The organism is Bacillus sp. Brlt_9 (assembly GCF_051948935.1).
Lineage (GTDB): Bacteria > Bacillota > Bacilli > Bacillales > Bacillaceae_G > Bacillus_A.
The window spans coordinates 315,653-330,671 of record NZ_JAYJLO010000002.1 but is presented as its reverse complement, the minus strand read 5'-3'; the positions used below and the strand labels follow the sequence as shown (position 1 = coordinate 330,671).

17 protein-coding genes are annotated in these 15,019 nt (G+C 33.6%); 3 read left to right on the top strand and 14 right to left on the bottom strand.

The features are described from left to right. Nucleotides 1–16 precede the first annotated feature (16 nt). The 6 genes from VF726_RS07950 to VF726_RS07925 all read right to left on the bottom strand — a co-directional run bounded on the left by VF726_RS07950 (nucleotide 17) and on the right by VF726_RS07925 (nucleotide 4,498). Entirely contained in the window at nucleotides 17–889 is an 873-nt protein-coding gene (locus tag VF726_RS07950; protein WP_440167231.1) for a DUF4097 family beta strand repeat-containing protein, read from the bottom strand. Nucleotides 890–923: 34 nt separating this feature from the next. After that, nucleotides 924–1,628 (bottom strand): ABC transporter permease, encoded by a 705-nt coding sequence (locus VF726_RS07945; protein WP_440167229.1) that lies wholly within the window; start codon nucleotides 1,626–1,628, stop codon nucleotides 924–926. A gap of 34 nt (nucleotides 1,629–1,662) precedes the next feature. Continuing rightward, nucleotides 1,663–1,824: a hypothetical protein gene (locus VF726_RS07940; protein ID WP_440167227.1), complete on the bottom strand. Its 162-nt coding sequence runs from the start codon at nucleotides 1,822–1,824 to the stop codon at nucleotides 1,663–1,665. Continuing rightward, nucleotides 1,817–2,740 (bottom strand): ABC transporter ATP-binding protein, encoded by a 924-nt coding sequence (locus VF726_RS07935; protein ID WP_440167225.1) that lies wholly within the window; start codon nucleotides 2,738–2,740, stop codon nucleotides 1,817–1,819. The genes VF726_RS07940 and VF726_RS07935 overlap by 8 nt, the downstream gene beginning before the upstream one ends. Before the next feature lie 125 nt (nucleotides 2,741–2,865). Then, entirely contained in the window at nucleotides 2,866–3,801 is a 936-nt protein-coding gene (locus VF726_RS07930) for a HAMP domain-containing histidine kinase (protein ID WP_440167223.1), read from the bottom strand. Nucleotide 3,802: 1 nt separating this feature from the next. Further along, nucleotides 3,803–4,498, bottom strand: a complete 696-nt coding sequence (locus VF726_RS07925; protein ID WP_440167221.1) for a response regulator transcription factor — start codon at nucleotides 4,496–4,498, stop codon at nucleotides 3,803–3,805. 169 nt (nucleotides 4,499–4,667) lie between these two features. Between VF726_RS07925 and VF726_RS07920 the strand changes: the two genes are divergently transcribed. Then, nucleotides 4,668–4,841, top strand: a complete 174-nt coding sequence (locus tag VF726_RS07920) for a hypothetical protein (protein ID WP_001293578.1) — start codon at nucleotides 4,668–4,670, stop codon at nucleotides 4,839–4,841. Further along, nucleotides 4,842–5,036: a YwbE family protein gene (locus VF726_RS07915; RefSeq protein WP_001014310.1), complete on the top strand. Its 195-nt coding sequence runs from the start codon at nucleotides 4,842–4,844 to the stop codon at nucleotides 5,034–5,036. Nucleotides 5,037–5,075: 39 nt separating this feature from the next. Here the strand turns inward: VF726_RS07915 and VF726_RS07910 are convergent, their stop codons facing one another. Next, nucleotides 5,076–6,275 (bottom strand): class I SAM-dependent rRNA methyltransferase, encoded by a 1,200-nt coding sequence (locus VF726_RS07910; RefSeq protein WP_440167217.1) that lies wholly within the window; start codon nucleotides 6,273–6,275, stop codon nucleotides 5,076–5,078. Nucleotides 6,276–6,575: 300 nt separating this feature from the next. Between VF726_RS07910 and isdG the strand changes: the two genes are divergently transcribed. Further along, on the top strand, nucleotides 6,576–6,899 hold the full coding sequence (isdG, locus tag VF726_RS07905; protein WP_000587815.1) for a heme oxygenase: 324 nt from the start codon (nucleotides 6,576–6,578) through the stop codon (nucleotides 6,897–6,899). Nucleotides 6,900–6,967: 68 nt separating this feature from the next. On the opposite strand, the gene srtB is transcribed toward isdG, so the two are convergent. From srtB to isdC, 7 genes are all read right to left on the bottom strand, one after another. Further along, nucleotides 6,968–7,732, bottom strand: a complete 765-nt coding sequence (srtB, locus tag VF726_RS07900; RefSeq protein WP_440167214.1) for a class B sortase — start codon at nucleotides 7,730–7,732, stop codon at nucleotides 6,968–6,970. 32 nt (nucleotides 7,733–7,764) lie between these two features. Next, nucleotides 7,765–8,535 (bottom strand): ABC transporter ATP-binding protein, encoded by a 771-nt coding sequence (locus VF726_RS07895; protein WP_000403752.1) that lies wholly within the window; start codon nucleotides 8,533–8,535, stop codon nucleotides 7,765–7,767. Further along, a complete protein-coding gene (locus VF726_RS07890; RefSeq protein ID WP_440167212.1) occupies nucleotides 8,525–9,508 on the bottom strand; it encodes a FecCD family ABC transporter permease in 984 nt (327 codons plus the stop codon). The genes VF726_RS07895 and VF726_RS07890 overlap by 11 nt, the downstream gene beginning before the upstream one ends. A gap of 27 nt (nucleotides 9,509–9,535) precedes the next feature. After that, nucleotides 9,536–10,417, bottom strand: a complete 882-nt coding sequence (gene isdE, locus VF726_RS07885) for a heme ABC transporter substrate-binding protein IsdE (RefSeq protein WP_440167209.1) — start codon at nucleotides 10,415–10,417, stop codon at nucleotides 9,536–9,538. Between the two features lie 69 nt (nucleotides 10,418–10,486). After that, on the bottom strand, nucleotides 10,487–13,774 hold the full coding sequence (locus VF726_RS07880) for an NEAT domain-containing protein (RefSeq protein WP_440167207.1): 3,288 nt from the start codon (nucleotides 13,772–13,774) through the stop codon (nucleotides 10,487–10,489). 32 nt (nucleotides 13,775–13,806) lie between these two features. After that, nucleotides 13,807–14,265, bottom strand: a complete 459-nt coding sequence (locus tag VF726_RS07875) for an NEAT domain-containing protein (RefSeq protein ID WP_440167205.1) — start codon at nucleotides 14,263–14,265, stop codon at nucleotides 13,807–13,809. 23 nt (nucleotides 14,266–14,288) lie between these two features. After that, nucleotides 14,289–14,999 carry a heme uptake protein IsdC gene (gene isdC / locus VF726_RS07870; RefSeq protein ID WP_440167203.1) on the bottom strand — a complete coding sequence of 237 codons (711 nt, stop codon included), beginning with the start codon at nucleotides 14,997–14,999 and terminating at the stop codon, nucleotides 14,289–14,291. Nucleotides 15,000–15,019 lie beyond the last annotated feature (20 nt).

Genomic DNA, 15,019 nt, shown 5'->3' with positions numbered 1-15,019 from the left:
TCCTTCCATTTAAATTTTAATCAATATAAATCGCTCCTGTTTTACTTAAAATCTTCATTTCGTTTTTCGCATCACCGATGGTTCCTGCTTTTACCTTCTCAGTATTTTTATCTTTCTTAAGTCCATTTACATTCACCATTACGTCAGACGAATTACTTTTAGCCATAAGTTTTAAAGAAGTCGGAACCCCTTTATACCGTACGCCAATATCTCCTGATTTTGTTTCTATAAATAACGATTTTCCTTCTTTCATATCTTTCAGTAATACTTCACCGGATGTTGAAGTGATGTTCATATTTGAGTTACTTACATTTGTTATATAGTTATCACCAGTCGTAGATTTTATATTTAATTCTTGTACTGAACTATCTTTTATAGCTAACTCTCCACTTTGCGATATGAATTCACCTTTCTCAGCTGATAGTCCTACAACCATTTCATCTCCAAACTTGCTTTTTGTCACGATACTTTTTACTACTATATTACTTATTTTCACATCACCCGATTTATTATTTAATACAATTTCATCTATTTCTTTCTTCGGAATAGCTATACATATACTATTTTTCTTCCTAAACGTAAAACCATTAAAGAATCTGATTGCCTTTTGTTTTTGCTTAACTATAACTTTATTCCCTGCTTGTTCTATTTCGACGGGATCTATCTCTTTATCTACTCGTTTACCTTGAGCCGAAATGACTATTTTGTTAGCGTCTGTACCTTTAAATTCAATATCCCAGTTTTCATTGTCTACTTCTATTTCTTTTATATTATTTATCTCAAACGACTTTTCTTTCTTAAAATCTTTCCCCTGAAATACCTTAAAACCAAAAACCGCACTAGCAATTGTCAAAAATAAAATTGCAATTACTATTATTTTTTTCACCATTCATACCCCAGTTCGTTGTTGTTTTAAGCTTGCTTCACGCCACATCAATCTTGTCAATTTTACGATACGATAGATAACTAATGAAAATCCCTAATAAACAGAGCACTATTGGGATAGCTATAAAATCAAACATACTTACTTGATCGCTTCCAGCCCCAACGTTACCACTAATCAGCATACCAATTATTACTGCCGAAGTAATCGTTGTCGGTGTTGATTTCTTTCTCATCCCAAAAAATAAAGGAATTAAACTTATACCAGATATCATAAATGCACTTATAATAGTAGTTGGAACGATAGCTATTATTTCACCTATCGTAGCTGGTGTTTCAATCAATCCCATCATTGGACTCACAAAATATACGAGCAAACTAATAATGAAAGTAGCGATAATCGTGCTCACAAAACAAAAACAAAAAACAATTGTTAATTTCGCTCTCATTAACATTTTCCTTTGCAGTGGGTACATAAATGATAGTTGTATCGTTTTGTTCTTATACTCATCAATTACTAAACGTGATAAAATGACTGAACTAAAAATAATGAATGTTATCCTAATAAAAACATTTGCTAAAGCCATGTTCTGTGTGAAGTTAGAGAAGAGCACGTCTCCCTCGGCTTTAATTCCTAATGCCATAAGGCTTACTGCAGCGAAAATTGCTATAATACAAATTGCTACACTTTTAAAGTAACTAGATAATCGATGCTTTTTCCACTCAAGCTTCATTAATCTAAGCATACAAACCACTCCTCCATTCTTTATATAACTATCTCTACGCTGCTAACATCCTAACTCCAGCCGTAACTACGCTTACTATTCCTACCACTAGTAAAATTAACGGCCATTTCCTCTCAGGTTTTCTATAATATAAAAACCCACTTATGAATATTACGATCAATCCACTTACTAAATTCACTAACAATCCATTAAGCATGAATGCCTTCTCCATCCATTACATTTAAGAAATATTCTTCTAAGGAACTATGTTTCTTATTAATACTTTCAATTTCTACATCGTTCATAATAAGTGCTTTTGAAATAGCTTGCTGCGTCGCCTTCAATTCATACACACGAATCATATTCCCGCTCATTATTTTGTAATTTTTTATACCAAGTTTATCTTCTAAAATGTAAGCTGCACGTTTCACATCAGGAACAGTAATTTCAATGTACTCTGTTTGTTTTCCGTTAATACTCTTCATTGAAACTTCTTTTATTAGTTTTCCATTTTGAATTACACCAATTGTATCCGCCATTAGTTCCATCTCACCTAAAATATGACTAGAAACTAATAACGTAATCCCATATTCTTTGCAGAGCATTTTAAATAAGTCTCTTAATTCTTTAATACCAATTGGATCTAAACCGTTAATTGGCTCATCTAAAATGAGTAGTTCTGGCTTTGTCATGATCGCCCTTGCAATACCAAGTCGTTGCTTCATCCCTAATGAAAAATCTCTTACTTTTTTATCATCTATACCGTGCAGTTTCACTAAATCTAAAGCATGATCAATTGCGTTCTTGTCGTAATACCCCATATATTCACAATGTAATTCTAGGTTTTCCTTCGCCGTTAATTTATCATAAAAGATTGGATATTCGATAATTGTCCCCATGCGCTTTAATAATTCATAAGATGTATCCGTTAACTTCTCACCAAAAATTTCAATATCACCGCTCGTCGGTTTTATTAAATTTGTGATCATTTTCATAATCGTTGTTTTACCTGCACCATTCGGTCCTAAGAAACCGTATATCTCTCCTTTTTTCACATGCATGTTAACGTTAGAAATAACTTCTTTTCCTTTAAACACTTTCGTTAACTGATTCGTTTTTAATATATATGTCATATCATTTTCCCCTTTCGCAATACTTTATATTTCTATAATAGACAATGGAAATCTCTTTTTTCTTACCCGTTCCTTACAAATTCCTTACGCTGAAAAAAAGCTTGTAGAATCTAATCCTCTACAAGCTAAAACAGCATCTTTTTTAATACAACTGTAAAAATCGTTTTTTCATATGGCTTACTAGAAAGATGTATTTTTCCGTCCATCGCTTCCACAAGCCTTTTCGTAATCGTTAACCCTAAACCGCTTCCTTGGTACAATCTATTTCTGGAATCTTCAAGTGTGTACATACGCTCAAACACTTTATCAATATGAGATTCATCAATTCCTTTTCCTGTATCCCATATATCTATATACACACTCGTTTCATCATCTCTTAACTTCACACCGAGTGTCTTTCCATCGTCTCCATATGTAATTGCATTTGATATTAAATTATTCAATACTCTACCTAATACTTCTACATTTCCAAGTGCATATATATTTTTTTCTGGTATATTAATATGAACTTGAAAACCTTTCGTCGTCACTAAATCATAAAAAGATAAAATTTTCTCGCGACAAACTTCATTCATATTTACTTTTGTCATTTCGATTGCTTTGTCACCAGATTCTAGTTTTGCTAAATCAAAAAACTTATGAATCAGTTCCATTACTTCTATTGTTTTCACATGCACCTTTTCAAGTAATATTTGCTGTTCTTCTTTATTCATCGTTTTATCCTTATTTAACATTTCTGTATATCCAAGAATAACTGTTAGTGGCGTCTTTAAATCATGTGAAATATTTGAAAGCATTTTTCTCATCGAAATTTCTACTTTTGCATGATCTGCATTCGTTTTCTGTTTTGCATTTAATAATTGATTAATTGCCACTAATAATTTTTGCAATTCTAGATCATCTGTCATAACGAGTAACTTCTCGCCTGTTTGTTCATTTACAATACTTTCTAATTTTTCATATGTGTATCGTAAATTTTTGCTACTGTTTTTCCTCATTTTATACTGTATGTAAATGACACATAACAATATAAAAATAATACCTATTAACAAATTGACCATATTACATCACTTCCAACTTATAGCCAATGCCCCATAACGTTTTAATATATTCTGGATTAGATGGATCACTTTCGATTTTCTCACGCAATCTCCTCATATGAACATTAATAACGTTATCATCACCGTAATACTCTTCATTCCAAACTAACGTATATATTTGTGCTTTTGTAAATACACGATTTTGATTTTTTACGAACAGTTTTAAAATATCAAATTCTTTTAAAGTAAGTTTGAGAGACTTCCCGTTTTTTTCTACGGTAAAATTAATTGGATCAATTGTTAGATCACCAATTTGAATCATCTTTTCTTCTGTTGATTCTGTAGCCGAGTATTTCGTAGATCTCCGAATACCTGCCTTTACACGTGCAGCTAATTCAATCATAGAAAATGGCTTACAAATGTAATCATCCGCTCCAAGTCCCAATCCAACAGCCTTATCAACATCTGTATCTTTTGCTGACATCATTAAAATCGGAACGGCACTTTTTTCTCGAATGATTCGCACAACCTCTAAGCCATCTAGCTTTGGCATCATAATGTCGAGAATAATCAGATCAAATGAACCTTTTAAATATGTGTTCACGCCTTCTTCTCCATCAGACGCAATCGTAACTTGAAAACCTTCCTTTATTAAATACTTTTCCACCATCTCTTGAATTGAAATATCATCTTCAACTAATAAAATATGATGTGACATATGTCTATCCCCTTTTTTACAAACATTAGCATTTTAATTGTATCGCAACGAATGAATGCTGGAAACAATTATATGAATTTTCAAACCAACTTCCCTTCCTTCCTTAACAATGATATGATGAAATTCACTACGATTGTTCATAATTAACTTTATATAAAGGAGACTTATCATGTCAGAAAACAAAAAAGTAAGCTTAGCTGATTTAATGCGCGAACAACTTGCAAAGAAAAAGCAAGGGAACGGTAATGGTCAAAATGCTAAAAACCAAAGCCAAGAAACAAAAAAATTACAAAACCAACAAACGAAGAAAACAAACAACCAACGTAGACGTACAGGTGTATAAATGAACGGTCAAAAACGTTCTAATATCGCACCCGGCCTTGAAGTTGATATTGTATTAAAACAAGATCAACGCACAGGCAAACTAACACGTGGAATTGTAAAAGATATTTTAACAAACTCTCCTTCCCATCCGCATGGCATTAAAGTACGATTGCAAGACGGGCAAGTCGGTAGAGTACAAAATATCGTTCAATAAGAAAAGGAGCTCAAGTAAACGCGAGCTCCTTTTTCTTTATTACCCTTTAATTTTCTCGATGAAAACTACTTTTAAATAGTCTCCTTCTTTAAATTGATCAATGGTACGAAAATCTTCTGGTAAAGAATGTTCTTCTAATATTTTATATTTGCCATTCATTTCTTTAAATGCCGTATCGATAAAGCCTTTAAACTTTTTCATATCGAACGCACTACAATTTGTAGAAGCAACGATAATCCCGTTATTTTCTGTAATGGCAATTGTTTCTTTTAATAAGTTTTTATAATCTTTCGCTGCACTAAATGTATATTTCTTTGAGCGTGCAAAGCTTGGAGGATCAAGTACGACCATATCAAATTTCATCTTTTTCTTCGCTGCATATTTGAAGTACAGAAAGACATCTTCTACAATAATATCTTGCGCTTCATAATCAACTTCATTTACACTAAACTGCTCAATCGTTTTACTTAAACTACGATTTGCAAGATCCACACTCGTCGTTTTGCTCGCTCCACCAAGCGCTGCAAATACGGAGAAAGCACCTGTATAAGAGAACATATTTAAAACGGTTCTTCCCTTTGCATACTTATCACGAATTTGTTTTCGAACGTTACGCTGATCTAAAAATACACCAACCATCGCCCCGTCATTTAAATAAACAGCAAAGTTCACACCATTCTCTTTTACGATAAGCGGGAACTCACCACGCTCTCCTGCTACGAAATCATCGCCTTCAATGTATTTCCCTTTCGTATCAAAACGCTTTTTCTCATAAATCCCTTTAAAGTTTGCTACTTTTTGAAGAGCTGCAATAATCTCATCTCTGAAAGTATAAATCCCTTCACTATACCAACTTACTACATAATAGCCATCATAATAATCGATGATTAAGCCTCCAAGACCATCACCTTCACCATTCAGGACGCGGAATGCTGTTGTATCACTTGATTTGTAAAATTGCTTTCGTTTATGTAAGGCAGATTTTATTTTACTTTCAAAGAAAGTTTGATTAATTTGTTCACTCTCTTTTCTCGTTAAAATCCAGCCGTATCCTTTATTTTGTTTTCCATAATAGCCTTTTCCGATGAATTGGTTCTTCTCATCTACCACTTTAATGATTGTTCCTTCTTCCTGAACATCATTTAAATTTTGAATCGCATCTTTTAAAATAAGCGGATATCCACTTTTAATTTCTTTTATAAATTTCGGTTTTATTTTTACAGTTACTTCTGATCTCATATAATAACTTCCTTTCCATTTGCATGCTTTCTAATTCGTAGGAAGCATATAAAAAACGAGGCTAAAAAATAACCTCGTTTCACTATACCATATTATTGCTTTGCTAGTACAACTCGCTCATTCTCTCGCTTAACTGCCACCTATTTACTACATTTCGAACTGAAATTCTTACTTTCCAACATAATAGAAAAAATACTTATATATTTCACATTTACCATTGACAATGATAATGATTTTCATTATCATTTAATGTATATGAGTTCTCGAAAATAAAGGCTACATTTAATAGGAGGAATAAACATGATTATTGTTACAAATACAGCTAAAATTACAAAGGGTAATGGACATAAATTAATTGATCGTTTTAATAAAGTAGGTCAAGTCGAAACAATGCCAGGCTTTTTAGGATTAGAAGTGCTTCTAACACAAAATACAGTTGATTATGATGAAGTAACAATTAGCACACGCTGGAATGCAAAAGAAGATTTCCAAGGTTGGACGAAGAGCCCAGCATTTAAAGCTGCTCACTCACATCAAGGTGGAATGCCAGATTATATTCTTGATAATAAAATCTCGTACTATGATGTGAAAGTTGTACGTATGCCAATGGCTGCAGCACAGTAAACATATCTCTTTTTTAAAGTATAGAATATGAGGAGCGTTACCACTTCTCATATTCTATACTTTTTTATTTACTGTCTTTTTACTAGTTTCGCATGCACAACTAACCTTCCTGCTTCCGGATCAAGCGCATAGTCACATGTAGAAAGTGTTATAATTTCATCGTTAGCCGCCAATTCCGTATCCGTTTTGTAAAGTGATTTATCTTGAATTTGCTTTAAGAACGCTGTATACGCTGCATCGCTTTCAAAATCCGTTTCAATGTAATAAAAATCCGTCGTTGTCGTATATACTGAAAACACTTCAACATCGTATCCTTCAAATAATGTATCGTAATACAATTTACGATGGGACATGAAGAAATCTTCATCCAACATCTTTTTTAAGCTTCCAAACATAGAACCGTCCTTCATACGATGACCATATAAAATTGTATTTCGATTTTGAGATTTCACATCATTACGATAATCCATAAAAATACTTCCCGCTCTCATATCCTCGCCTTTGTAATTACGAAATAAATAGTAATCATTATCCTTCGCTTGAACGATTGGATAATTGATTTGTGTATCATCCATCGTAATCCATCCAACTATTTCTGGATTCATTTTTTGGAGAGCTTGAAACTGTTTACGTACTTCCCCATCTTCTGATTTTTCTTCCATTGGACTTCTCTTATAAATATGTTGCGCTTCAGCCATTACTTTACGATTTTCATAATAATCCATGAAAATCCCACCCAATTCATACATTGAATAGAAAAAGATTCCTAAAAATACAATTGTAAGTATTCGTTGAAAAAAAGAATTCTTTTTCCGTTCTTTCTTACTATTCAAATTATCACCTCAAAACGGATTATGCTCAGCCTTTAAATTCCCATTGGGACCATATACAACCCTGTATCTTCATCTTGCTTTACAACGACATCTACACCATATATTGCCTTAACCATTTCTTCTGTTATTACATCATTAGGATTGCCTTTCGTAACAATCTCCCCATCTTTCATAACAATAATATGATCACTGTAACGAATAGCTTGATTAATATCATGTAGTACCATTACAATCGTTAATCCATACACTTCATTTAACTCTTTCACTAACTCTAATATTTCTAGCTGATAATAAATATCTAAATATGTTGTCGGTTCATCTAAGAAAAGCATTGGTGTACTTTGAGCTAATGTCATCGCAATCCAAACTCGCTGTCTCTCTCCGCCCGATAAAGCATGAATTGGCTTTTCACGTTTACTTTGTAAGTTCGTACATGTTAGTGCACGCTCAATTGCTTCTCTATCTTCATCAGTTTGCGAAGAAAAAACATTTTTATATGGCATACGTCCAAAGCTTATTAGTTTTTCCACTGTAATATCTGCTGGTGCCTCATTTTGCTGATGGACAACAGCTAACTTTCTAGCAAACTCTTTCGGCTTATACTCACTAATCGCTTTCCCATCAAGTATTACTTCTCCACTATTAGGAGCATGATTTCTAGACATAACACCAAGTAATGTTGATTTCCCGCAACCATTTGGACCAATGATTGTTGTAATTTTTCCAATTTCTATTTCACTACTAACAGACTTTAAACGATTTGTTACATTATCGTATGAAAAGGTTACATTTTTAATTTCCATGAACTTTATCACTCTTTCTAAGCAAGAATATTAAGAATGGCCCACCAATGACCGCCATAATTGTTGCTGCTGGAATTTCATTCGGTGGCACAATTAACCTTCCAATCGTATCCGCCGTCAAAATTAATAACGCTCCTGCAAGTGCAGAAAATGGAATCAACACTTTATGGTCTGAACCAACTAGCTGTCTTGAAATGTGCGGAACAAGTAAGCCAACGAAAGCAATGACTCCTGCAATCGCTGTTGATACCGCCGCTAAAAGTACTGCAATAGCAGAAATAATAAGACGAACTCTCGTCACGTGCAAACCTAAATTTTTCGCAGTTTTATCTTGTAGCGATAATAAGTTACACCAAGCTCCTACAAACAGAGCAAGAATAAGACCAATTGTTCCATACGTAACCATTATTTCTACATCGCCCCACGTCTTCATCGTTATGTTAGAAGTCGTCGTTTGCTTAATACTCTTAATGAAATATCCGCAAATCGTAATGAACGATTCATTTAATCCAGTGAACATCGCATTAATCGCTATACCCACTAAAATAATGCGAAGTGGACTTAACCCTGACTTCCATGAGAATGCATAAACGAGATAACATGCAAACGCACCACCTAAAAAGGCGAATACCGGTGTCCAGAAAAAGAATTGCGGGAATAACGTAATAATAACAAGCGTCATAAAACTTGCTCCAGAAGATATCCCGATTACTCCAGCATCAGCAAGTGGATTTTTCATAACAGCTTGAAAAAGCACACCCGAAACAGCAAGAGCTGCTCCAGTGAACAGTGCAATAATAATACGCGGGAAACGTAAATCTTTAATCACTTCAACGTCTTCATTAGCCCCTGTAAATATCCCTTGTACAAGGTCCACTATCCCTATTTCTAAACTCCCTTTCATCGCTGACAATGATGTCATAACAATAAGCAATGCAGTAACACTGAGGAAACTCCAAGTTTTTTTATTCATTCCACTCTTCCTTTATATTAAAATGCATCACGGATACATCATTTTTTTCAATTCATCTAACGCTTCAATTGCTGCTAAATTACCTGTCGTCCCAAATAAACGCTCTTCTAAATCGTAAACACGGTTATTTTTAACTGCAGCGAAGTGTTTCCAAATGTCATTTGTTTTAAATTCTTTATCGAACATTTTTACGACTTCATCAGGCATACCATGAGCTGCTCGTAAAATAATGTCTGGATCTGCTTTTTTTAAATACTCTGTATTAGAGGCTAAATACTCTACTTGCTCACCTTGTACAATGTTTTTACCACCTAATTGCTTCACTAAATCTCCAATGTAAGAATGCTCTGTCGCTACTAAATAACTCCCCGGCACACCTAATAAAATAAGTACTGTCGGTTCTTTCTTTCCTTTTACTGCTTTTTTTATATCTGCAATCTTATTATCTAACTTCGTTACAACTGCTTCAGCTTGTTTTTCACGCCCATATTGCTTACCTAAATTACTAATGGAATTCTGCATATTTTTTAAGCTAGTTAAGTCTACAAAGTTTGCTTTCATACCTACACCATCAAAAACTGGCTTTAATTCATATTCAAGTGTTGTCACAGATAATACTTCTGACGGCTTTAATGATTTTACCTTTTCCATATCAGGACTCATCGGATTCCCGACTTCAGGTAAACCTTTATATCTCTTTGGTAAATCTTTCGTACTTGTCGGAACACCAACTAAATCTACTTCTAACGCATCCATAATTTCAGTAACAGCAACTGTCGTTGCAACAATTCTCTCTTTACTCTCACTCTTCACCTGTTTTGCTGCTTCTTTTTTGGGCGCCGAGCATCCAGCTATACTCACTAATAAAATGATAGCCATTAGTACACTAGCAATTTTCTTCACTCTCAATCACCACTCCTTTCTAAACAATATGAAACAAGTCTTGATGCACACGAACACGCATCAAGACTCCAAAAATTACAATCTACCTGCTCTATATTTACGAACTAGTAAAGCAAGTGACCCTAGCAGTAGCACCATGTATAAACCTAGTTGTGCTGTATCTGCCGTTTTTGAGTTTTTCTCTTTTTTCGGATCATTTTTTTGGCCTTCTTTTTTCTTCTTATCATCTGCATTTCGGTTAAAATCAGGCGTATCTACTTTTTTCACATTATCTACTTTCGGTGTAATCACTGGATTGTTCGGATCATTTTTCGGATCTTTTGTTGGATCCTCTTTAATCGTTCCTAATGCACCAATATTGTTTGTATCAAATTGAATTTGGACATCGTAGAAATGGTGGTAGTTCATTTCGTTGATATCTACTTTTACTTTTGCATTTAATTTTGCAAATAAATCACTTACTTCAAATTGCACTACTCTTGTATTTGCATTTTTATCTTCATTCACTAGTTTTGCATCAGCAAATAAACCATCTTTTTCTGTTTGGAATTTCGTAATCCACGCACTATTTTTCAGCGTCATCTCAATGTACTTTTTACCATCTTTAACGATTAATTTTGCTGGATGTACAGTATAATCATGCATCTTTGAAAGCTCATTTGTTTTATCTTTTAACACTTTAAATGGAATATCATATTGACCATCTACTAAATTTTTCGGATCAACGATTACTTTCGGCTTATTATCTCCGCCTTCGTTATTGTTTCCACCTTGGTTATTGTTTCCGCCCTGGTTGTCATTTCCACCTTCGTTATTGTTTCCGCCTTGGTTGTCATTTCCACCTTCGTTATTGTTTCCGCCTTGGTTGTCATTTCCACCTTCGTTATTGTTTCCGCCTTGGTTGTCATTTCCACCTTCGTTATTGTTTCCGCCTTGGTTACCTAAAGCTTTAATACTATTTTCATCAAATACAAATTGAACATCGTAGAAATGGTGGTAATTCATCGCATCAATATCTACTTTTACTTTTGCATTTAATTTTTTTGATAAATCATCTACTTCTATTTCTACTACCTTTGTGTTTTTCTCTTTGTTTTCGCTTAGCGCTTTCGCGTCAACGAAAGAACCATTTTTTTCATACTCAAACTTCGTAATCCACGCACTATTCTTTAATGTAAACGATACATACTTCTTACCATCTTTTACTTTTAATACACCTGGATTCTTTGTATATGTGTTCATGATCGAAATTTCATCGGTTTTATCTTTTAACACTTTAAAACCAATGCTATATTCACCATCTTTAAGAGCTTTTGGATCAATGGTTGTGTTATCGTCCTGGTTGTTGTTGCCACCTTCGTTATTGTTTCCACCTTGGTTGTCGTTTCCGCCTTCGTTATTGTTTCCACCTTGGTTGTTGTTTCCGCCTTCGTTATTGTTTCCACCTTGGTTGTTGTTTCCGCCTTCGTTATTGTTTCCACCTTGGTTGTTGTTTCCGCCTTCGTTATTGTTTCCACCTTGGTTGTCGTTTCCGCCTTCGTTGTTGTTTCCGCCTTCGTTATTGTTTCCACCTTGGTTGTCTACTGGCTGAATGCTATCTTTATCAAATGCAAATTGAATATCGTAGAAATGATGGTAGTTCATTGAATCGATATCTACTTTCACTTTTGCATTTAATTTTTTTGATAAATCTCCTACTTCCACTTCCACTACGCGTGTATCAGCTTTCTTATCTTCACTTAATACACTTGCATCAATAAACGAACCATTTTTCTCGAATTCAAACTTTGTAATCCAAGCACTATTCGTTAACGTAAATGACACATACTTCTTACCATCTTTTACTTTTAACACACCTGGACTTTTCGTATATGTGTTCATCATTGAAAGTTCATCGGTTTGATCTTTTAACGCTTTAAAGTTAATGCTGTATTCGCCATCTTTAATTGTTTCAACATTCGGCTTCTCTACTTCTGGTTTTTTATCACCGTCTGGTTGTTTCTCTTCGTCTTTAATTTGCTCAAGTTTTTCTTGATTAAATTGAAGTTGTAACTCATGTGTTTGTTTATAATTTCTTGATGCCACTTCAATAAATACTTTTGTATTTATTTTTTTAGATAAATCATCTACTTCGAATTCTACAATTCTTGTATTTTTTTCTGCATCTTCACTCACTACTTTTGCATCAACAAATGCACCGTTTTTTTCTGTTTGGAAATTTTTAATTGATGAGATATCTTTTAATGTTACAAGTGCTTTTTTCTTACCATTTTCTACTTTTAATACCGCTGGACTTACCACACTATCTTTCATTCTAGATTCTTCATCTGTCTTATCTTTTAACACTTTAAATGGAATGCTGTACTCTCCATCTTTAATTGTTTCAACTTCCGGTTGTTTCTCTTCATTTTTAATTGGCTCAAGTTTATCTTGATTAAATTGAAGTTGTACCTCATGTGTTTGCTTATAGTTTCTTGATGCCATTTCGATAAATACTTTTGTATTTAACTTCTTAGATAAATCATCTACTTCAAATTCTACTATTCTTGTATCTTTTTCTTTATCTTCACTCACTACTTTTGCATCAGCAAATGCGCCATCTTTTTCCGTTTGGAAATTTTTAATTAATGAACTACTTGTTAGTGTTACAATTGCCTTTTTCTTACCGTTTTCTACTTTTAATACTCCTGGATTTACCATGTAAGTATTCATCTTAGATTCTTCATCTGTTTGATTTTTTAACACTTTAAATGGAATACTGTACTCTCCATCTTTAATTGTGTTAGAATTTGGTTGTTGATCTGGGTCAGGCTTTTGGTCGGGCTTCTGACTTGGATCCGTAGTTTCATTAGGATCTGGCTTATTAGCTGGGTCCTCTTTTTCATCTGGTTTTTCTACATGAATTGGTGTAATGCTATTTTGATCAAATGCAATACGCACATCATAGTCATGATGATAATTTAAAAAATCTATGTCTACTTTTACTTTCGCATTTAATACTTTCTCTACATCATTCACTTCAAATTCTACTACTCTTGTATCTTTTTCTTTATCTTCACTAATTACATTTGTCGCAACAAACTGGCCACTTTTTTCTGTTTCAAACTTTGTAATCCATGAACTATGTTCTAACGTAAAGGATACCTTCTTCTTCCCATCCTTCACTTTTAAAGTTCCTGGACTTACAGAGTATTGATTCATCATAGATTCTTCATCTGATGTATCCTTAAGAACTTTGAAACCGATTGAATATTCACCGTCAGCTAGTTGACTTGCTGCTTGAACTGCAAGTGGTTGTAATGTTGATACGAATGTAAATACCATTAAAAACATAGCAACAATAATTTTTACATACCTGTTCAATGGAACGACTCTCCCTTTTGAAAATTTTGTATTTATTTAACACTGTTCCCATCAAATACAAAACGAATATCATATGAAGCATTATAATTAATAATTGGAATATTAATTTTCACCTTGCCATTTAGTTTTTTTGACAAGTCAGCAACTTCAAATTCTACAACTCTAGTATTCTCTTTTGTATTTTCACTTAACACAGTAGCTTCTACAAGTTGACCATTTTTTTCTACTTGTAAACTTTTAATAGAAGTACTATCTTTCACTTTGAATGAAACATATTGTTTTCCATCTTTAACTGTTAATGTTGCCGGACTTTCAAAATAATTATTCATTCTAGATGATTCATCTTTATCGCCTTTCCATACAGTAAAAGCAATATTATACTTTCCATCAGCCAATTTTGTAGCAGCCTTCGCCTCTTGTAAACCTAGTGTTGCTATAAACGTAAATAAAACAGCAAATACGGCAATAATCATTTTAAATTGTTTAAACATATATTCATCGCCTTTCAAAATATTTATTTACTTAACTTCACTTTACGAATTAAGAAAACACCTGAAATAAGAATTAACGCTGCAAATAATCCGATGCGTGCTTCATCGCCTGTTTTTGGGTTATCTGTTTTTTCAGCTTTACCACTTTCATTTGTTCCTTTGTTCGCCTCTTTATTTGCTTCTTTACTCTCTTCTTTCTTCACTTCTTCTTTTACTTTTGTATCTGTTTTTGTTTGATCATTATTCTTTGTTACAGTAGTTGCTTTATTTTCTCCACCTACCGCTTTTACGTTTGCATCAAACGCAAAGCGAATTGTGTAATTATGATCATAATTTACATTTGGTACAACAACATGAATTTTTGCAGCTGCTGGTTTAGATAAGTCGTCTATTTTAAACTCTACCGTTCTTTTATCTGCTGATTCATCTTTACTAACAACTTTTGCATCAACAAAATTCCCATTCTCAGGTGCTTTAAATTCTGTAATCCAAGCACTATGATTCATCGGAATTTGTACTCTCATTTCACCATTTTTTACAACTAACTTAGCTGGTTTTTCAAAATAATCATTTGCCATTGAAGCTGAATCATTTTCCGCTTTTTGAATGACATAGTTAATATCATACGTACCGTCAGCTAGTTGCGCTGAAACTTTCCCATATGGCATGACAAGAAAAGCTAGCATACATACGAACGTTATAATAAAAGCGGGTAATACAGAAATCTTTCTCATTTGGCTTACTTCCTCCTCGT